The organism is Nitrospira sp. CR1.1, assembly GCA_014055465.1.
Taxonomy (GTDB): Bacteria; Nitrospirota; Nitrospiria; order Nitrospirales; family Nitrospiraceae; genus Nitrospira_A.
This window is the reverse complement of sequence record WIAF01000007.1, coordinates 173,948-193,648: the sequence shown is the minus strand read 5'-3', so window position 1 is coordinate 193,648 and position 19,701 is coordinate 173,948. Positions and strand designations below refer to the sequence as shown.

Sequence of the window (19,701 nt, the reverse complement as noted above, 5' to 3'; positions counted from 1 at the left end):
CCCATCACCATAAGGAGGCGGGATGTTCGAACGGTTCACGGACAAGGGTCGCAAGATCATCATCCTGGCACGTGAAGAAGCCGAGCGCCATCAGAACGATTACCTGGGCACCGAGCACCTGGTGTTGGCCATCCTTCGCGAGACGGATGGGATTGCGCTGATGATCCTGAAAAAAATGGGCCTCTCGACCGAACAGATTCGCCTCGAAATCGAGCGCAACCTACCGGGCGGCGGCACGACAATGACCTTCGGAGAAATTCCTTTCAGTCCGCGGGTCAAGAAAGTCATCGAGTACGGGGTGGAAGAAGCCCGGCTCCTCGGTCATAACCATATCGGCAGTGAGCACTTATTGCTCGGACTTCTGCGTGAAGAGGAAGGCATCGGCGGAAAGATTCTGCGGAGTCTTGGCGCCAACCTCTTGACCGCCAGGCAGCTCACGGTGACCTTCCTGCGGAAGTCCGCCCCTCGCGAGCGGGACCGCAAGAGCAACACCCCGGCGCTCGACGAGTTCGGACGTGATTTGACACAACTCGCCCAAGAGGGGCAGTTGGATCCCGTCATCGGACGGGCGGATGAAATCGAACGGGTGCTTCAGATCCTCAGCCGACGCTCGAAGAACAATCCTGTACTCATCGGGGAATCCGGCGTCGGCAAGACGGCCATTGTCGAAGGGCTCGCGCAGCGCATCATCGCGTCGGAAGTCCCGGACAATTTGCTGTCCCGTCGCGTCATCGCGCTGGACCTGGGCTCGCTGGTCGCCGGCACCAAATACCGCGGCCAGTTCGAAGAGCGCTTGAAAGTGGTGATGAAAGAGATCGTGCAGGCTGGCAACATTATTATCTTCATCGACGAATTGCACACGCTGGTCGGCGCCGGCGCTGCTGAAGGTTCGATCGACGCCTCCAATATGCTCAAGCCGGCGTTGTCGCGCGGAGAAATTCAATGTATCGGCGCCACGACGCTGGACGAATACCGCAAGCACATTGAGAAGGACGGGGCCCTCAAGCGCCGCTTCCAACCCATTCATGTGCAACCGCCAAGCACAGATGAAACGGTGCGCATCATTCAGGGCTTGCGTGATCGGTACGAGGAACACCATGGCGTAGAGATCACCGAAGACGCCATTGTGGAGGCGGTCAAGTTAGCGGATCGCTACATCACCGACCGGTTCCTGCCGGATAAGGCCATCGATCTGATCGACGAAACCGGCTCCCGGGCGAAGTTGCAGACCTACGCGCTTCCGTCCGAACTCAAAGCGCTGGAGCAGGAGCTCAAGAAGATCTCGCGGGAAAAAGAACTGGCCATCTCGATGCAAAATTTCGAAGAAGCTGTTCGTCACCGGGAGGAAGAAGAGCGTCTGCGGAAACTGCTCGACGAGTCCAAGCGCGAATGGAAGAAGAACCAGGAAAAGCACAAACCGACCATCGGCAAGGAAGAAGTCGCGTATGTCGTGTCGAAAATGACCGGCATTCCGCTCTTCAAGCTGGAAGAAGAAGAATCCAATAAACTGCTCCGCATGGAAGAATTCCTCCACAAGCGGGTCATTGGGCAAAACGAAGCCATCTCGGCGGTTGCTCGCGCCATCCGTCGATCCAGGGCCGGGCTCAAGGAAGCAAAGAAACCCATCGGTTCCTTTATTTTCCTCGGTCCGACCGGAGTCGGAAAAACGGAGTTGGCGAGAACTCTGGCGGAGTTCCTCTTCAATAGCGAAGATGCGCTCATCCGGATTGATATGTCCGAATACCAGGAGAAATTCACCAGTTCGCGGCTCTTCGGGGCGCCTCCCGGTTATGTCGGGTATGAGGAAGGCGGCCAGCTGACGGAGAAAGTTCGCCGCCGGCCCTATTCCGTGGTGCTGTTCGACGAAATCGAAAAGGCGCATCCGGATGTGTTTAACGTCCTGTTGCAGGTGTTGGACGACGGCGTGCTCACCGATAGCTTAGGCAGAAAAGTCGATTTCAAGAACACGGTCGTCATCATGACGTCCAACATCGGCACCAAGTTGATTCAAAAAGGAGTCTCGCTAGGATTCCAAAACGACGAAAAGAGCGGACAAGCGTTGCGCAAGAAGGATGAAGTGATGGGCGAGCTCCGCCGCTCCTTCAGCCCGGAATTCTTGAACCGCATCGACGAGATCGTGGTCTTCCACTCACTGGAGAAGGAACACCTCATCCATATCCTGGATATTCTGCTGCACGAGCTGAATCTCCGCCTCATCGACAAGAGCGTCAGCATCGAGGTGGATGATGAGGTCAAACAGTGGCTGATCAAGGAAGGATACGAACCGCTGTACGGCGCGCGCCCCATGCGGCGCATCATTCAGCGGGCCATCGGCGATCCGCTGTCCGAAGAGCTCATCAAGGGCCGGTTCAAGGACAACCGGAAAATCAAAGTCGTCCTCCGCGACGGCGCGCCGGCCTTCATCGAACAGGAAGCCATGGCGGGCGTGTAACCTCACGAGCGCCTGTCACAATAGGATCGATTGATATTTGAGATCCTGTACACTACCCGGCAACCCCCGCGGTCCCAACCGGATCCGGGGGTTGTCGTTTTTCACGATGGAGTGAATTGCGAAATTCATCCAGTACCGAGCAGGTTGACTCCCGAGGCTCCTTGCCATAAGTCCACGTGACTCATCACTGTCATCACAGCCGATCAAACGGCTTGTCATTCCGGAAAGGTTGCGCCTGTCCGCCATATGAATAGGGCTACTTCGGCAACACTCCTCGGTCCCATCCTCGGCATCGAAACCTCCTGTGATGAAACTGCCGCCGCCGTTCTTGATGGGAACGGACAGGTTCTTTCCAACATCATTTCGTCGCAACAAGCCGTGCACGAACGATTCGGCGGAGTGGTCCCGGAACTCGCGTCGCGGGCGCATATTCAGAATATAGACCAGGTAACTCGCAGGGCGCTTGACGAAGCAGGTCTTGGCTGGAGAAATTTGCGAGCCGTCGCCGTCACGCAGGGGCCTGGTCTGGCAGGCGCCCTTCTGGTCGGCCTCAGTTATGCCAAATCCACGGCGTATGCTCTGGGGATTCCGCTGGTCGGCGTGAGTCACCTGGAGGGGCATATCGCGTCGGCCTGGATCAACCGCCCGGCATTTCCGAGAACCTGCGTTGTGCTGATTGCATCGGGGGGGCACACGCATCTCTTCCACGCGGAAGAGAAAGGCGGATTCCACCTCCTGGGACGCACCATCGATGACGCCGCAGGCGAGGCCTTCGATAAAGGCGCGCAGATGCTCGGCCTCGGGTACCCGGGCGGGCCGCTCATCGATGCCGCAGCCCGGAACGGGCGACCAACGGCCGTGCGATTTCCCCGCTCACGCGTCAGAACGGGCCAGTTTGATTTCAGTTTCAGCGGGCTCAAAACCGCGCTGCTGTATCACCTCCGGGACATGAGTCTTGATGCGATTGCCCAACAACAGGCCGACCTGGCTGCCGCCTATCAGGAGGCGATCGTGGATGTGCTTGTCGGCCAGGCCTTCGCCGCAGTCAAACGTGCGGGGGTATCCGCGCTCGCCGTCGTGGGCGGCGTGTCGGCCAATTCGCGGCTTCGCGCTCGTTTGGCCGAGCGAGCCGTCAAGGAGGGGATTGAATTGGGGCTTCCGGCACTTTCGTACTGCACCGATAATGCGGCCATGATTGCCACTGCAGGGCAGCGAGCGCTCCTTCAAGGCAACGTCGCGTCTTTCGACTGCGAGGCTATGCCCGACTGTGCATTGCCGGTCTGGTCGGGGAGCGGCGCCGTCCGCCACCCATCTTAACCTTCCCGTCGCAAGGAGCAGGACTATCCCAACCGTCTATGGACATGTCAACGGCCTGAAGGCCAGCCATCTCGCAGCGCTGGAACGATTGTATCGCCGCCGCATCCCTGCCTCGAACGTGCTCACTGCCGAGTTGGCCCGAACCACAACCCTGCTGTCGCGTGACCTTCGCCGTCCGATCGGACTCCTCATCACGCGCCGCGGAGTCGTTGAGCAGGTATTGGTGGGGGCCGGCTGCGCGCCGACGTTCGAGTCGCTTGCGAAGTTCAGGGGCGGCCCCCATTCATTGCGCGGCCTGAGGCTCATCCGAACGCATCTTCATGACGAGCCGCTCAGCCAGGACGATCTCACGCACTTGGCGCTCCTGCGACTGGACATGATCGGAGTCCTGGGCGTGACGGAAACGGGCGAACCAAGCCGGCTGCACCTTGCGCACCTGCTGCCGCCGAATCAACAAGGCGAGGTCTGCCGCATTCTGAAACCGGTCCCGTTCCATGATCTGGATCTGCAACTGGATACCTTCCTCCATGCGCTTGAAAGCGACTTCCAGCGATCGGACACGCAGCATACCGTCGCGGCAGGCCAGGAGTCGGCCATATTGGTGAGCGCCGCACCAAAGGGCCACGCCGAACAGGAAGAGCACTTGGAGGAATTGAACGAACTCGCCCGGTCAGCGGGGGTACGCGTATTGGATCGTGTTGCGCAACGCACCCATGAGGGCTATGAGCGGTATTTGCTGGGCAAGGGCAAACTCAAAGAAGTCGTTATGCGCGCGCTGCAAAAGGGCGCCGACCTTATCATCTTCGACCAGGACCTAGCTCCGGCACAGGCACGGGCGATTTCCGAAGTGACCGACCTGAAGATCATCGATCGCACCCAACTCATTCTGGATATTTTTGCCCGCCGCGCGCACACGCGGGAAGGCAAGGTCCAAGTCGAATTGGCCCAGCTCCGGTATCTGCTGCCGAGGCTTTCCGGACATGGCGCCTCATTGTCACGGCTCGGCGGAGGAATCGGCACACGCGGACCTGGCGAAACCAAATTGGAAACCGACCGCCGCCGCATCCGCGACCGGATCGCCCATCTGGAGCGCGAGATCGATGACGTGGCTCGGCATCAGGATCAGCGGCGGTCCAGGCGCCTCCGGCAAGGATTACCGATTCTCTCCATCGTCGGTTATACCAACGCCGGCAAATCGACTCTGCTCAACACGCTGACCCACAGCCAGATCCCGGCGCAGGACCGCCTGTTTGAAACGCTGGACACCACCAGCCGCCGCCTGCGCTTTCCGCATGATCGCGAAGTTATTGTGACCGATACCGTCGGGTTTATCCGTGACCTTCCCAAAGATTTGGTCGGCGCCTTTCGCACCACGCTGGATGAATTGCGTGATGCCGACATGCTGCTGCACATCGTCGATGCCTCCGCACCCAATCTCGACCAGCAGGTGACGGCGGTTGATACCGTCCTGCAATCGCTCCAGATGGATACGATACCGCGCATCATGGTGCTGAACAAATGTGATCGACTCTCGGCGCGAGAGGCTGAGGCGCTCTGCCAACGGTATCATGGCATTGCCATTTCGGCACTGGACCGGGAGACCTTGCGGCCCTTGATCGCGCACCTGGAAACTCTGTTACCAACCGTTTCCAGCCCCGCTTCGCTCGAAACAGACCCCGGCCAGCCGCCTCAGGACCTGGCACTTGCATCTCACCCCTGACCACTGCACAATTGGCCGCCACCAGCCGCGCATCATGAAAGCCGCCGCCTCACATCACGCGTCTGCTCAGACCGGCAAGCGCCGCCTTGCGCGAATGCTTGACGCGTTACGGACAACCGCGCCCGCCCTGAAAGTCGAGCTGGACTATCACACGCCGTGGGAGCTGTTGGTCGCCACGATTCTCTCGGCGCAATGCACGGACCAGCGCGTGAACCAGGTCACTCCGGCTCTCTTTCGGCGGTATCGGCAGCCGCGCGACTATGCGGCGGCTGACCCTGCGGAGTTGGAGGCGTTCATCCGTCCGACCGGTTTTTTTAAGACCAAGGCCAAACATCTCATGCACTGTGCGAAAGCCGTGGTCGAAACGTTTCAAGGCAAGGTGCCGGATACAATGGAGGCGCTCACGGGACTGCCGGGGGTCGGGCGTAAAACCGCCAACGTCCTGCTCGGCAATGCGTTTGATAAGCCGGCCGTGGTGGTCGATACCCACGTGAAACGAGTGGCGGGGCGACTGCACCTCACCCGCCATACGGATCCGGAAAAAATCGAGATGGACCTGCAGCGGTTGCTGCCCGCAGAGGAATGGACGGAAGGCTCGCAGCGACTCCTCTTGCACGGGCGGTATGTCTGCCTGGCGCGCGCGCCGAAATGCGGGCTCTGCGCGCTCTACACCGATTGCCATTGGGAAGGGAAACTCGCACGATGATCCGAAGTATGACCGGGTATGGGAAAAAAGACGGCACCTCGCAGAAGGCCGGCGTCACCGTAGAAATTCGCTCCGTCAACCACCGGTTTCTGGAGGTGGCGGTCAGGGTCCCTCGATCCCTGGCGCAGTTGGAGGACCACATTCGCAAGGCCGTTCAACAGCGCTGCCTTCGCGGGAGAGTCGATGTGTCGGTGTCGGTACAGGCCGCCGGCGGCAGCCTGAAAACCGTTCAGATCGATCACGCGCTCGCCAAACAATACCATGCGGCCCTCAAAAAGCTGCAGAAGACCCTCGGATTGCGGGGCGCGGTAGAGATGTCCATAGTCGCCGGGTTTCGCGACATCGTCTCCATTACAGATGAACCGGTCGATACCGACCATCTTGGGAAAACCGTGTTGCGCGTGCTTGGCGGAGCCCTGACCGACCTGGAGAAGATGCGCAAGCGCGAAGGGGACGCGCTGGCGAAGGACTTGGCTGTTCACTTGGACGCGATCCGGTCAGCCAAATCAACCGTGGCGGAAAAGGCTCCGGAACTCTCCAGAATCTCCTTTGAACGCATGAAAGCACGGATCGAGGCCCTCCTGCAAAGCGAGCTGCCGGATCCGGCCCGTCTCAACCAGGAACTGGCTGTGTATGCGGACCGTTCTGACATCTCGGAAGAATTGGTCAGACTTGAGTCACATATGATACAGTTCGACCAGACACTCCGCAGCGAGGAGTCCGTGGGGAAAACGCTGGAGTTTCTCCTTCAGGAAATGGGGCGTGAAGTGAACACCATCGGCTCGAAAGCCAATGATGCGGAGATCGCCGCGCTGGTCGTCCGCATGAAAGCCGAACTGGAAAAATTGCGCGAACAAGTTCAAAATGTGGAGTAACGTCGGCGCCGAGCCGGCACAGAATCATCTATGAACACTGCGCCCGTTCCATCTCACGAGAAACCGGCTCAAGTACGGCGGGGCATCCTGTTCATCATTTCCGCCCCGTCAGGGAGCGGGAAAACGACGCTGTGCAAACAGATCACGGCCAATGTTCCAGGCTTGTGGCATTCCATTTCTTACACCACCCGCAAGCCGCGCCCCGGAGAGGTGGATGGGCAGGACTATCATTTCCTGGATGAAGCCTCATTCCGGCAGATGATTGATCGAAACGAATTCGTGGAATGGGCCCACGTCTACGGCAATCTATACGGAACGCCCCGCAAGGAATTGACGGAAAAAATGGAACAGGGCATCGATGTCCTGCTCGAAATCGACGTGCAGGGCGCCCGGTCAGTGAAGAAGAAATTCGAGGACGGCGTCTATATTTTCATTCTCCCGCCGTCATTTGATACCTTGCGAACCAGGCTCCAAAACAGAGCCGGGGACTCGCCGGAAGAAATTCAGCGGCGCCTGCAGAAGGCCAAGGAAGAGGTCTGGAGCTATCGCGAGTATTACTACATCGTCCGGAATGATGATCTGAAACAATCGCTGAAAGAACTCGAAAGCGTGTTCCTGGCGGAACGCATCAAAACGAAACGCCTGAACATGACCTGGCTGGAAGAAAAGTTTATTCTCGACAAAGAGGGCAAGCAGGGGAATTCCTCCTCCGCCCCCGCATCAAAGGAGCACTTGCATCATGGGTGAAATGTTATCGTTGTTACCGGAATATGCCGCCGGCGAATTCGATTCCCGCCACCGCCTGGTCATCGTCGCGGCGCAGCGCGCCAAACAATTGGTCCAGGGCGCGCGCATGACCGCGTCCTCCAAGTTCACCAAAGAAACCAGCATCGCGCTCGATGAGGTGTTGCGACATAAGGTGAAGTTCCTGGTCGGCAAGGAAGCCCGCGATGCGATCAAGGAATCCAAGCGCGTGAAGGAAGGCGAGACCGAACGCCTGGCGATGATGACCGGAGAAGACGCCAAGGAGATCAAAAAAGAACTCAGCGTCTACGTCGACGATACCGCCAAGCCCGTCGCCGCCCCGGAGGCCGAGGAGTAGTTCCCCTTCGTGCAGACCACCGGCCCCTCACTTCCCGGTGTCCGCCTTGTGCTCGCCGTCACCGGGAGTATTGCCGCCTATAAAGCGGTGAGTCTGCTGCGCCTTTTACGGCGCGAAGCCGCCACGGTCAATGTCGTGATGACGGCCGGCGCCTGCCGGTTCGTCACCCCGCTGACATTTGAGGTGTTGTCCGGCGCCCATGTGGCGACGGACCTCTTCGAAGCTCACCAGGAGATGCTTCACCTGTCTCTGCCGGAGCAGGCGCACGCCATCGTGATTGCACCGGCCACGGCCAATTGCCTCGCCAAGGCCGCCCTCGGACTCGCAAACGATCTCCTCTCCACCATGCTCCTCACGACTCAATGCCCGGTAATCTTCGCGCCGGCCATGGACGGCGACATGTGGCGACATCCCACCGTCGTGGAACATGTCGCCGCCTTGCGAGCACGCGGAGCGATCATCGTGGAACCGGAGGATGGTCCGCTGGCATCCGGCCGCCAGGGACAGGGACGGTTGGCCGATGAGGAACGAATCCTGGCAGCCGTTCTCACCACCGTTCACCCGCGCCGAGATTGGTCTGGCCGTAAAGTGCTCATTTCAGCCGGACCAACCCAGGAAGCCATCGATCCCGTCCGGTTTATCTCCAACCGATCGTCGGGGAAAATGGGATACGCCTTGGCCGAGGCTGCCCGAACCCGTGGGGCGGAAGTCGTGCTGGTCTCGGGTCCGACATCGCTGCCGTCACCCGCCGGAATTGAATATTGTCCGGTCGTCACGGCCGAGGAGATGCGAAAGGCGATCACACACCGGTTGGCCTGGAGCGATACCGTTATTATGGCCGCCGCCGTCGCAGACTTTCGTCCCGCGCGCCCCTCGGCCAGCAAGATTAAGAAGCAGCGCGGGCCCGTCACTCATCTCGAACTCGAAACGACCGACGATATTCTTCGCGAACTGAGTGAACGCCGCACGAGCCAATTACTCGTCGGATTTGCCGCAGAAACTGAGGATCTCCTTGCCCACGCCAAGGAAAAACTGCATGCTAAGGGCGTTGATCTCTTGGTCGCCAATGACGTGACAGCGGCAGGGTCGGGCTTCGGATCCGACACGAACCGGGTCTGGCTCCTAACCCGCGAGGGTGATCCCGAAGCGCTTCCGCTGCTGTCCAAGCGCGATGTCGCAGACCGGATCCTGGACCGCATGCTGACAGTGCAGAGCGGCCAGCGACGGTCGACACAACCATCGCGACCGCGTCGGAAGGAGTAACACGTGTCGTCACCGCACCGTATCGCCCCCAGTATCGCCGCCGAGATCGACCGTTTGGCAACGGCAGTGGCCAAGGATCCCCGCTCCAAAGACTTCCTTCCTCTCGCAGACGAATACATCAAAGCCGACATGTGGCAGGAAGCCGCAGCCGTGCTCGAGGATGGCCTGAAGGTCTATCCGGGGTTCGTAACAGCCATGGCTGCGCTGGGCAGGGTCTACGATCAACTGGGCCACTCAGCAAAAGCGAAGGCCATTCTCGAAGACGTCGTCAAGCAACGCCCCGACAATCTTCGCGCGCACCGCATCCTCGCCAAGCTCTACGACACGGAGGGACAGGCTGAACTGGCGCTCCGTTCCTGCGCAGCCATCCTCAACGCCAACCCCTTCGACGAAGAAGCGCTGGCATTCAAGCGACACGTCACTGGCGCGCCGAACGATCCGCCGCCAGCGAAACGCGACAAGAAACGCAACGCCACAGAACCAACCGCCGACAAGCCTCCTGCGGCTAATCCCGCCGTGTCGGCTGCCCAGTCCGCGCTGTCGGAGGTGGCGTTGCCCACCATGCCGACTGGTGAACCCCTTCATGACCCGGTCCCTGCACCTCCCGCCGTTCAACATGCCGCCGCTATCGCGCGCCTTGAAACCTGGCTCGGCACCATTCAGGCCAAACGGCATGCCGACGCGAGCCGACGCTAGTCCGTTTCAGCGTTTGACCCACCCCTGACAGCCTGTTAGAATGCCGCGCTGCTGGCATCCCTATCCATTTGCAGCCTACTGCTAACCGAGGCGCGCGACAGACACATGGTGCGGCTACTGGTGCTTCATGGTCCCAATCTCAATCTCCTGGGGACGAGGGAACCCTCCCTTTATGGGCAGATGTCGTTACCCGACATCGATCAGTCTATTACCCGCCGGAGCGGTGAACTCGGGATTGCGGTGCAGACCAAGCAGTCCAATATGGAAGGGGAACTGGTCACCTGGATTCAAAACGCCAGAGGACATTTCGACGGGATCATCATCAATCCGGCCGCCTATACGCATACCAGCATTGCGATACGTGATGCGATTGCCGCCGTCGCCTTGCCGACGGTCGAAGTCCATCTGTCGAACATTCATCAGCGGGAGGAGTTTCGCCATCACTCCTTCATCGCCGGTGTCGCCCTGGGACAGATTGCCGGTTTCGGCCCGACCGGATACCTGCTGGCGCTGGAAGCATTGGCCGCACATCTGGGAGCCAGACGCACCCCCTCGCGCAGACGAGCAGACGTGAGAAAAAAACCCGCGGCCTTGCGCCGTTGAACTTGTTGCACCAAGGAGAGTTGTTGTGATTTCGACCGCAGAGTTTCGGAACGGCAGCCCGTTAATGGTAGAGGGACAACCCTTTTATATCGTAGAATTTCAACACGTCAAACCCGGCAAGGGCGGAGCATTCGTGCGGACGAAGCTGAAAAGCTATCTTTCAGGCAACGTGCTCGACCGAACCTTCCGCTCCGGGGAAAAATTCGACACGCCCGAGATCGAAGAATGCGACATGCAGTTCCTCTATGCCACGAACGATTCCTATACCTTCATGGATACGGACACGTACGAGCAGTCGACGTATGAGAAGAGTCAGTTGGGCAGCAATGCCGATCTGCTCAAAGAGAACATGATCGCGAAGATCCTTATCTATGAGCACAAGCCGATTACCGTCGTCTTGCCGAATTTCATAGAACTGAAGGTCGTGGACGGCGAACCGGGTGTGCGAGGCGATACGGCCTCCGGCGGCAGCAAACCGGTCACCGTGGAAACAGGCGCCACGATCAAGGTGCCCCTCTACCTGGAAATCGGGGAAGTCATTCGTATCGATACCAGAACCCGTGAATTTGTGGAGCGCGTGCGTTGAGCTCATCACGTAAGAAGACCGGAAAAGGCGGCACTGCCGGGAAAACCATTGTGCTGCCGAGCGCCTTTGCGCCACGAACGTCTGCAGCCGACGAGACGATCTTGAATCCTGACCAGGCCGCGCAGATTCAGCAACTGGCCGATCTTCTGAAGCGAAATCATCTGACCGAATTGGAAATCGAGCGCAGCGGCATGCGCATCCGGATCCGGCATGAGCCGGCCGCGCGCGCCACAACGACGCACACCGTGGAAACCGTCCACAACCAATCGGCGGCGCCCGGCGCGGCGCCGGCGCCGCAAACTCGCCCCTCGGCAGAAACAGACGGCCAGGTGACGATTACATCACCGATCGTCGGCACCTTCTACCGGTCGCCCTCGCCCGACGCCGACCCATATGTGGAGGAAGGCGACTATGTGAAGAAGGGCCAGGTCTTGTGCATCGTCGAAGCCATGAAGCTCATGAATGAAATTGAGTCCGAGGCCGACGGACGCATCACCAAAATTCTGGCGGAGAGCACCAAGCCCGTCGAGTATGGACAACCACTCTTCTTGATAGATCCCAGCGCCACGCCCTAGCCGCAGAGGTCATGGGGATTCGTGACGAGACCCGTCCTGGACTCACCAGCCTCATGAAGCCCATTCCATCTGCGACCGGCGAATGCCCACTGGCAACGGCCTTCTCGAAAGCTGAACGAGCGCGACGGACAGCGGCAGCATAAGGTAGACGCACAGCAAGATGCGCATCGGAGTATCTCGTGTTTAAAAAAGTATTGGTTGCCAATCGCGGAGAGATCGCCCTTCGGGTCATCCGGGCCTGTAAAGAGCTCGGCATCAAGACCGTGGCGATTCATTCCGAGGCCGATGCCGCCAGTCTGCACGTACGGGCGGCGGACGAACATGTCTGCGTCGGCCCGCCCGAAGCCGCCCTCAGCTATCGCAACATTCCCAATGTCCTCAGCGCCGCCGAAGTGACCGGCGCCGACGCCATTCATCCCGGCTATGGATTTCTTTCCGAAAACGCGCACTTTGCCGAAGTCTGCGAATCGATCGGCGTCAAGTTCATCGGCCCCACGTCCGAACACATCGCCCTGATGGGCGACAAGTCCAAAGCGCGTGAAGTCGTGGCGAGGAAAGGCCTCCCGGTCACGCCCGGCAGTCCAGGCGAACTCCGGAGCGAACAGGATGCACAGGAGGCCGCCAAAATCATCGGCTTCCCCGTGATCATCAAAGCCTCCGCTGGGGGCGGCGGACGCGGCATGCGCGTGGTGAATAAGCCGGAAGAATTGACCAGGGCCTTTCAGGCGGCGCAGGCGGAAGCCAAGTCCACCTTCGGCCATGACGGCGTCTACCTCGAACGGTATTTTCTCGAACCCCGGCATATCGAAGTGCAGATCGTCGCGGACAACCGCGGCCATGTCGTCCATCTCGGCGAGCGTGACTGCTCGATCCAGCGGCGCCACCAGAAACTCGTCGAAGAAACCCCGTCCCCGGCCATCGACGAACGGCTGCGGCGCGAGATCGGCCGGACGGCGGTCGAGGCCGTCAAAGCCATTCGCTACTGCAATGTTGGCACAGTGGAGTTTCTGCTCGACAAGGACCGGAACTTCTTCTTCATGGAAGTGAACACGCGCATCCAGGTCGAACACCCGATCACGGAAATGGTGACCGGCATCGATCTCGTGAAAGAACAAATCCGTATCGCGGCGGGACTGCCGCTTTCGTTCAAGCAACCGGACATTAAGCTGACCGGGCACAGTTTCGAATGCCGGATCAACGCCGAAGACCCGGAAAAATTCACTCCCTGCCCGGGCCAAATCACTAAATATTCCGCCCCCGGCGGTATGGGCATCCGCGTCGACTCAGCGATGGAGCCAAACGCTGTCGTGGTGCCGTACTACGACTCCTTGATCGCCAAATTGATTACCCACGGACGCGACCGGCAGGAAGCGATGGCCCGTATGCGCCGGGCGCTGGACGAGTTCGTCATCGAGGGCATTAAAACCACGATCCCGCTCCACCGAAAGATTTTCAACGATCCTGATTTTCAGAAGGGGCATGTCTCCACAACATTCCTCGACCGCTTTCTCGCCGGCCAGTCTGCGTAACCAATCGACGATACCAGGGAGCGCGCCACGTCTCAGTCCGCTCGACAATCTTCTCTCAACGGGCTGTATCTCATCCTTGATCCGACCGTGCGTCCTGAGCGCCCGCTCACTGATGTGCTGCGGGTCGCCGCGGCAGCGGGAGTGCACCTGTTTCAATACCGCGACAAACAGGCGACAATGAAAGAAGCCTACGCGCTGGCGCTCGCACTACGTCAGGCGGCGACGGAGGTCGGGGCGACGCTGATCATCAACGATCGTTGCGACCTGGCATTGGCGGTTCAAGCAGACGGGGTGCACCTGGGACAGGAGGATCTCCCGCTGGCCGATGCGCGGCGACTCTTGGGACCAGAGAAAATCATCGGGCTCTCGACCCATACTCCGGAGCAAGCGAGTGAAGCGGTGGGGCTGCAACCGGACTATATCGGCTTTGGACCGATCTTCAGCACGGCCACCAAAACCGATCACGACCCGGTTGTAGGGCTTAAGGGATTACGCGCAGCCCGCGCACTCACCACCTTGCCGATGTTCGCCATCGGCGGTATTACTTCTCAGCATGTCACGGACATCATGACGGCAGGGGCAGACGGGGTGGCGGTGATCTCCGCAATTCTCACAGCCGCGGACCTTGAGGCAGCTATCCGGAGCTTTCAGCAACCGCCTTCCACACCAGCTCGGCCAGCTCACTGATCGGACGGCTCCCGGCCAAGTGCTCGACGGTTTTGTTCCACAGACCATCCAATTGCGGTTGATAGGGCAACGGTCCCAGCAATGGAACCGCAACTCGCGTTTTCAATAGCGCCACGGTTGATGCACTTTGCGCTTCTTCAATAGGAGTGGTCGCAGGCGCCGTCTCATTCAAGAGCAGAGCCAGAACCCGGATTCGGCGTCGCTCCAGCGCTTCCAGCGTGAGCAGCGCGTGATTGATTCCACCAAGACCAACCCGTCCAACCAACACGACGGGAAGCCCGAGACGGCCGATCAGATCACTCATATCCCATTCGCTGCCCATCGGCACAAGGAGGCCGCCGGCTCCTTCCACGACGACGCAAGGATACCGCAGGGCCAGCTGATCGTACCGTCGAGCAATTTCACTGACATCAAGTACCCGCCGTTCCGCTGAAGCCGCAGACCAGGGGGCCAATGGCGCGGGAAAACGATAGGGCGACACAAGGTCGAGAGAGTCCCGTACCCGCGCAGCCGCCATCAGTCGAGCGGCGTCGCTGTGATCCGGCTGGACAAAATCCACGCCGGTTTCGACCGGCTTCATCACGCCGACCTGGCGGCCCAACTGCACGAGCCTACGGACCAGCGCCGCGGACACGAGCGTCTTACCGACCGCCGTGTCGGTACCCGTCATGAACACGCCCGCCCTGTTCGTCATTCCTGTTTCGTCTCCAGCGCCCAGGTATCGATTAGAGGATCCGGCTGTCCAGGTTCATGATCTGTCCCGACAAGCCGGGCATTTGAGCAAGGTGGCAGATTGTTCGGCTCACATCCTCCAGATTCGAGATCTGTCCCAGCACATGGTCGCTCAACTGGCCGGAGGAAGGAAATGCATCACCGGCCAATGCGGTCGGTTGCCAACCCGGGCAGACCAGATTCACCCGGATATGGTACGGCCCCCATTCGCGGGCAGCGGTCTGCACGAGCCCCACAAGGCCGGCCTTGGAGGCCGCATAGGCAGCCTGGCCGCTCGTCCCATGCCATCCGGCATAGGACCCGATCACGATCATGGATCCGCCGCCCTGCTTCATCATTACCGGGGCCGCAGCCGTCAGGCACCGATAGGTTCCCGTGAGGTTCGTGTCGATCATGCGCTGCCATTCGTCTTCCGGACAACGCACCACGAGATGGCTAGACGCGACGCCGGCATTGCACAACAGCACGTCGAGGCGGCCCTGCCGATCCAACACAGCATCGATCATCGCCTGAATGTCCTGACGTGACCGTATGTCCGCCTGATACACGGCGCCTTCTGCCCCATCGACGGAGAGCTGGCGTAATGTCTCCTCGGCTGCCTCCTTGTGACGGCAATAGTGCACGCCGACCCAAAATCCAGCGCGGGCGAAGGCAAGGCACAGGCCGCGGCCGATCCCGCCGGACCCGCCGGTGACTAACACCGTCCGGGGTTCGCGAGTAGAAGAACGGGGGAACTGTGGTTCAAGTTTCACGGCGAGCGATTATGCGAGCAGCACAGAGAGAAGGCAAGGCGGCAGGAGCCGGCTTGCCGCGGCAGTTCCGGTATGGTACCGTATTTTTTTGACTGGAGGATCGCTGTGATTGTTCAGAACCTGGTTCGCTCGACCCTGATCGCAGTAGGCATTTTCGGATCCGCGGCCATTCTTCTTGAACAGGACCGGGCCTCGGCCGCCGACGCAGGGCAGGCCATCGCCCAATCCGCAGATTACTTTCCGGACACCGTCGGCACACGTTGGCAATATCGCGGGCAGATTTCTGAAGGGCCGCTGCAGACGATCGAGAATAAGTATTTCAGCAACGTGTCTTCGGTCACCGGCACCCGCACCTTGAAGGGCGGCCTGGTCGTCACCGTCTTTCACGATACCAATCCCGGCAACCACGGTCCTTCCGATAGTTTTTACCGGCGCGACGCCGCCGGCGTGGTCTACTACGGGTCCGAACCGGGCACGCCGCTGGAGAAGCAATTGACGCCGTACCAGATCATTCGGTTCCCGATGAAGGTGGCACAATCGTTTCAACAGTTCAACCGCACCGATATCGACTTCGGCAGCGATATCGACGGGGACGGAACCAACGAACATGTGGACGTCGAAGGGCTTTCAACGGTGGTGGGCCGGGAATCGATCACCGTTCCGGCAGGAACTTATCCCGATGCGGTGCGCGTGGAGGCGAGGATGACGCTGAAGATCCGGCTCTCCTCTGTTGAGCGAACCGCGGTGGGCACGGATGTGATGACGGCCTGGTTTGCCAAAGGCGTGGGGCTGGTGAAGTATATCGAACGACAGGAACTGGCCGCGCTCAAGGACGACCGCGGAAACATCACCGACATCACGGAAGAACTCGAAGAAGTCAGCGTGAAGTCGGCGCCGGGCCTACAGGGTCGGCACGAACCCGCGCCGGAGGGTTTGCTCGCTGACGACGCGGGCAACCAGAAATTGTTTCAGGTACTCTTCGCCCCCGGCCTTCGCGCCTACGCCCGATAACCGGTGTCCGCCGAATGGCTGGCGCCCGACCAGGGCTCCGGTAATCGGACGGTTGATGTACAGATTCCCGACATCAAACGCCTCGCGCGCGCGCGCGATGTGCCGGGGACTGCGCGAATAGAGTCCGCCGGTCAGCGCGTAAGCGGTGCCGTTGGCGCATTCCAGCGCCTGCTCAAACGAGGCGACACGCAGCACGGCTAGAATCGGACCAAAAATTTCCTCCTGTGCCATCCGGTGCGCAGGATCAATGTCCGCGATCACCACGGGGCCGACCGAGTATCCAGGCCCTTCCGCCGACCGGTCCACCAGCACCCGCCCTTCCCGCCGCCCGAACTCGAGATACTCCAGAATACGTTGTTTCGCGCGCGCATCAATGACCGGGCCGACTTGAGTCGCGGGATCGTCAGCCGTGCCGATGCGGAGACTCATCACGGCATCGGTCAGCCGTTCGAGAAACGCATCGTGAATCGAGTCCGTCACAATCACGCGCGAGCAGGCGGAACATTTCTGTCCCGCATAGCCGGTGAACGATTGCACCACGCCTGTCACGGCTTCATCCAGATCCGCCGTCTCATCAACGACGATGGCATTTTTCCCGCCCATCTCGGCGATAACCCGCTTCACGAAACGTTGTCCCGGCTGCTGAACCGCAGCGGCCTGCATGATGCCCAAGCCCACGTCTTTCGATCCGGTAAAGGCAATGGTTCTCACCGCAGCAGAGGCCACCAACTCGCGCCCGACTTCAGGCCCGCCCGGAACATATTGCAACAACCCTTTCGGCACCCCGGCGTCCAACATGATACGCGCCAGTTGATACCCCACGGCAGAAGCCCGCTCAGAGGGCTTGAATAACACCGGATTGCCCGCAACCAAGGCCGCAGCCACCATGCCGGTCGGAATCGCCAGGGGGAAGTTCCATGGCGCAATCACTACCGTCACCCCACGCGAGCTCCAGCACACCTCGTTTGATTCACCCGGATACCGGCCCAAGCGGGGCGGGGGATCGAGCCGCGCCATTTCCCCGGCATAATATTCCAGAAAATCGATCGACTCCGCGACATCACCGTCGGCCTCCCGCCAGGGTTTGCCTTCCTCGAACACTTCCCACGCGGCCAGATCCCACCGTTCCTCCCGCATCAGGGCGGCAGCCTTCCGCATCACCGCGACACGGTCAGCAACCGGCCGTCTACTCCAGGCCTCTTCAGCAGCCTCGGCAATCTTCGTCAACGCCGCGACATCGGCGGGCTGATAACTCTGCACCACCGCTATGAGTTGATCCGGCTGACCCGGATTATGCGTCGACAGATCGGACCCTGTCGGAAGATGGACGGCCAGCTTCGATATGTCGAGTCGTTGTCCCAATTGCCTGCGGCGCCGCTCGATCGCATCGGCCATGGCGGTACGGACGGGTGCACGCGAAAAATCCGCGACCGGTTCGTTCACAAATTCGGTAGATGAGGCGGAGGGGGAGGAATGTTGATCAACAGGCGGGGAGCCTGCGGACTGGTACAGGGTGCCATCAGGCGGGGACAACAACAACGACAGCGGCTGCGACTCCACGTATTCTTTCCGCAAGAACGATTCATTGGACGTGTTCTCCAACAGCCGACGGACGAGATAGGCCATGCCGGGCAAGAGTTCACCGACCGGCGAATAGAGCCGGAGACGGCGACCCCGATCACTCATCGCATGCTGAAACGGTTCTGCCATGCCGTAGATCATCTGATATTCCCAGGCCGCCTGGGGCAGGCTGAGCGCTTCCGCCACCGCCTCGATCACGGCCAGGCTCCGCAGATTGTGCGTGCCAAACGCCGGCCTGATGAGATGCGATTGCTCCAGCAACAGACGAACCAGCGATTCATAATTCACGTCGGTCCGGGACTTCTGTTCGAAGAGCGGCATCGACCATCCGCGCTGGCGATACCGGATCGCGTCGGAATCCCAGTAGGCGCCCTTCACCAGGCGAATCGTCATCGGCGCCTGCCGAGTTTTCGTCCAGGCCAGCAAGCGCTGCACATCATCCCCGGTGTCGGTGCGGTAGGCCTGCAGCGCGATCCCTGCATGGGGGAACGTGCGATACGGTTCCTCCTCAAAGAGGCGCATGAAGATGGAAAGAATCAGATCCTTCGTCTCCGCCTGTTCCATATCGAAGATGATGGAGGCGGGGAGTGTGCCCGCGACATTCAAGAGCGGCCGCAGGCGAGCCGCAACGGCACGATAGCTGCGCTCGGGATCGATGGGATCGAGTTGCGAATAGAGGGCCGAAATTTTAATCGACAACTGGACACGGGGAAGCGGGCCGAGATGATCGCGCTCAAGCAACGGCGAGGGGGACCAGGCCGGGCAGACGTCACCGAGGATCCGCAGGGCTGCCAGGCAGCGATCCCGATAGGCATCCGCCTCCCGTTCGTTCACACTCGCTTCGCCGAGCAAATCCACCGAAAAGGCCCGCCCCTCGCCCCACAATCGGCGCAGCGCCGGCACCGCCTGCTCGATGGACGCCCCGGCAATGAAGCTGGTCGCCATCTGCTCCACCTGATGCCGGATGGCCTTCCCGCTGAGCGATGCGCCGAGCTTCGTGGACGCGAGTGCCTTAAGTCCCCACTGTGCACCGAAGAGATGCCCGCTCATGTCGCCGAAATATTCTTCAGCCAACCGCACAACCTGCGCATCACCCTTCAGCGACGGCAACACATCAATGAAGCGAAACAGCTGCGCCTTGAAGGCAGGATCTTTCATGGCCAGGTTGATCGCCGCCTGCGACCACCAGCGGGAATCGAACAGACCGGGCGACAATCCGCTGGAACGGCGGGCCAAGTCCTCGCCAATCGCGCGAATACGGGGTTCAAGCAGGGCAGGGTCGAGAGGCATCGGTTCCTCCTGAGCAGCGTGAGCGGTACTTACCGCAGTATACACCGCGCCGCAGGGCGTGAACATTTGATCGCGAACGCCTGTCTCGCACACCTGGCCGGGCTGCACGAGCAAATCCTATCCCTTGTAAACTTCTTCTGACTTGTTAGAATCGGCCCCTTGTTTCACGGCCTCCTGAAGACATCGTCACGGAACGGCACACGACATTCTTTCTCACTTTTTCT

At 60.1% G+C, this 19,701-nt stretch carries 18 protein-coding genes; 15 read left to right on the top strand and 3 right to left on the bottom strand.

Going from position 1 to position 19,701, the window contains the following annotated elements:
• The first annotated feature begins 22 nt into the window (after positions 1-22).
• The 14 genes from GDA65_13860 to thiE all read left to right on the top strand — a co-directional run bounded on the left by GDA65_13860 (position 23) and on the right by thiE (position 14,111).
• Positions 23-2,452 (top strand): AAA domain-containing protein, encoded by a 2,430-nt coding sequence (locus GDA65_13860; GenBank protein MBA5863777.1) that lies wholly within the window; start codon positions 23-25, stop codon positions 2,450-2,452.
• A gap of 246 nt (positions 2,453-2,698) precedes the next feature.
• Complete coding sequence (gene tsaD / locus GDA65_13855; GenBank protein MBA5863776.1) at positions 2,699-3,769, top strand: tRNA (adenosine(37)-N6)-threonylcarbamoyltransferase complex transferase subunit TsaD; 1,071 nt, start codon at positions 2,699-2,701, stop codon at positions 3,767-3,769.
• A 25-nt stretch (positions 3,770-3,794) separates the two neighbouring features.
• Complete coding sequence (gene hflX, locus GDA65_13850; protein ID MBA5863775.1) at positions 3,795-5,489, top strand: GTPase HflX; 1,695 nt, start codon at positions 3,795-3,797, stop codon at positions 5,487-5,489.
• Between the two features lie 34 nt (positions 5,490-5,523).
• Positions 5,524-6,195 carry an endonuclease III gene (gene nth, locus GDA65_13845; GenBank protein ID MBA5863774.1) on the top strand — a complete coding sequence of 224 codons (672 nt, stop codon included), beginning with the start codon at positions 5,524-5,526 and terminating at the stop codon, positions 6,193-6,195.
• A complete protein-coding gene (locus GDA65_13840; GenBank protein ID MBA5863773.1) occupies positions 6,072-7,070 on the top strand; it encodes a YicC family protein in 999 nt (332 codons plus the stop codon). The genes nth and GDA65_13840 overlap by 124 nt, the downstream gene beginning before the upstream one ends.
• An 87-nt stretch (positions 7,071-7,157) precedes the next feature.
• Positions 7,158-7,817: a guanylate kinase gene (locus tag GDA65_13835; GenBank protein ID MBA5863772.1), complete on the top strand. Its 660-nt coding sequence runs from the start codon at positions 7,158-7,160 to the stop codon at positions 7,815-7,817.
• Positions 7,810-8,172: a DNA-directed RNA polymerase subunit omega gene (gene rpoZ, locus GDA65_13830; protein ID MBA5863771.1), complete on the top strand. Its 363-nt coding sequence runs from the start codon at positions 7,810-7,812 to the stop codon at positions 8,170-8,172. The genes GDA65_13835 and rpoZ overlap by 8 nt, the downstream gene beginning before the upstream one ends.
• 9 nt (positions 8,173-8,181) lie before the next feature.
• Positions 8,182-9,435, top strand: coding sequence for a bifunctional phosphopantothenoylcysteine decarboxylase/phosphopantothenate--cysteine ligase CoaBC (gene coaBC, locus GDA65_13825; GenBank protein MBA5863770.1), 1,254 nt, complete (start codon positions 8,182-8,184; stop codon positions 9,433-9,435).
• 3 nt (positions 9,436-9,438) lie between these two features.
• Positions 9,439-10,131, top strand: a complete 693-nt coding sequence (locus GDA65_13820) for a tetratricopeptide repeat protein (GenBank protein ID MBA5863769.1) — start codon at positions 9,439-9,441, stop codon at positions 10,129-10,131.
• A 105-nt stretch (positions 10,132-10,236) separates the two neighbouring features.
• Entirely contained in the window at positions 10,237-10,734 is a 498-nt protein-coding gene (gene aroQ / locus GDA65_13815; GenBank protein ID MBA5863768.1) for a type II 3-dehydroquinate dehydratase, read from the top strand.
• Positions 10,735-10,759: 25 nt separating this feature from the next.
• Entirely contained in the window at positions 10,760-11,320 is a 561-nt protein-coding gene (efp, locus tag GDA65_13810) for an elongation factor P (protein MBA5863767.1), read from the top strand.
• 125 nt (positions 11,321-11,445) lie between these two features.
• The gene (gene accB, locus GDA65_13805) at positions 11,446-11,895 is read left to right on the top strand and encodes an acetyl-CoA carboxylase biotin carboxyl carrier protein (protein MBA5863766.1); all 450 of its coding nucleotides are present in this window, start codon (positions 11,446-11,448) and stop codon (positions 11,893-11,895) included.
• 179 nt (positions 11,896-12,074) lie between these two features.
• Positions 12,075-13,424 (top strand): acetyl-CoA carboxylase biotin carboxylase subunit, encoded by a 1,350-nt coding sequence (gene accC, locus GDA65_13800; protein MBA5863765.1) that lies wholly within the window; start codon positions 12,075-12,077, stop codon positions 13,422-13,424.
• A gap of 72 nt (positions 13,425-13,496) precedes the next feature.
• Positions 13,497-14,111, top strand: a complete 615-nt coding sequence (gene thiE / locus GDA65_13795; GenBank protein ID MBA5863764.1) for a thiamine phosphate synthase — start codon at positions 13,497-13,499, stop codon at positions 14,109-14,111.
• Here the strand turns inward: thiE and bioD are convergent.
• Positions 14,059-14,805, bottom strand: coding sequence for a dethiobiotin synthase (gene bioD, locus GDA65_13790; GenBank protein ID MBA5863763.1), 747 nt, complete (start codon positions 14,803-14,805; stop codon positions 14,059-14,061). The genes thiE and bioD overlap by 53 nt on opposite strands.
• Positions 14,806-14,836: 31 nt before the next feature.
• Positions 14,837-15,595, bottom strand: a complete 759-nt coding sequence (locus tag GDA65_13785; GenBank protein MBA5863762.1) for an SDR family NAD(P)-dependent oxidoreductase — start codon at positions 15,593-15,595, stop codon at positions 14,837-14,839.
• A gap of 105 nt (positions 15,596-15,700) precedes the next feature.
• On the opposite strand from GDA65_13785, the gene GDA65_13780 reads away from it, so the two are divergent.
• A complete protein-coding gene (locus tag GDA65_13780; GenBank protein MBA5863761.1) occupies positions 15,701-16,606 on the top strand; it encodes a hypothetical protein in 906 nt (301 codons plus the stop codon).
• On the opposite strand, the gene GDA65_13775 is transcribed toward GDA65_13780, so the two are convergent.
• Entirely contained in the window at positions 16,496-19,585 is a 3,090-nt protein-coding gene (locus GDA65_13775; GenBank protein ID MBA5863760.1) for an aldehyde dehydrogenase family protein, read from the bottom strand. The two genes, GDA65_13780 and GDA65_13775, sit on opposite strands and share 111 nt — an antisense overlap.
• Positions 19,586-19,701 lie beyond the last annotated feature (116 nt).

Bases quoted from the DNA above. Each gene is read 5' to 3' on its own strand.
- GDA65_13860 (MBA5863777.1), top strand. From the start codon at position 23: ATGTTCGAACGGTTCACGGACAAGGGTCGCAAGATCATCATCCTGGCA.
- GDA65_13840 (MBA5863773.1), top strand. From the start codon at position 6,072: ATGGACGGAAGGCTCGCAGCGACTCCTCTTGCACGGGCGGTATGTCTG.
- aroQ (MBA5863768.1), top strand. From the start codon at position 10,237: ATGGTGCGGCTACTGGTGCTTCATGGTCCCAATCTCAATCTCCTGGGG.
- tsaD (MBA5863776.1), top strand. From the start codon at position 2,699: ATGAATAGGGCTACTTCGGCAACACTCCTCGGTCCCATCCTCGGCATC.
- bioD (MBA5863763.1), bottom strand. From the start codon at position 14,805: ATGACGAACAGGGCGGGCGTGTTCATGACGGGTACCGACACGGCGGTC.
- nth (MBA5863774.1), top strand. From the start codon at position 5,524: ATGAAAGCCGCCGCCTCACATCACGCGTCTGCTCAGACCGGCAAGCGC.
- rpoZ (MBA5863771.1), top strand. From the start codon at position 7,810: ATGGGTGAAATGTTATCGTTGTTACCGGAATATGCCGCCGGCGAATTC.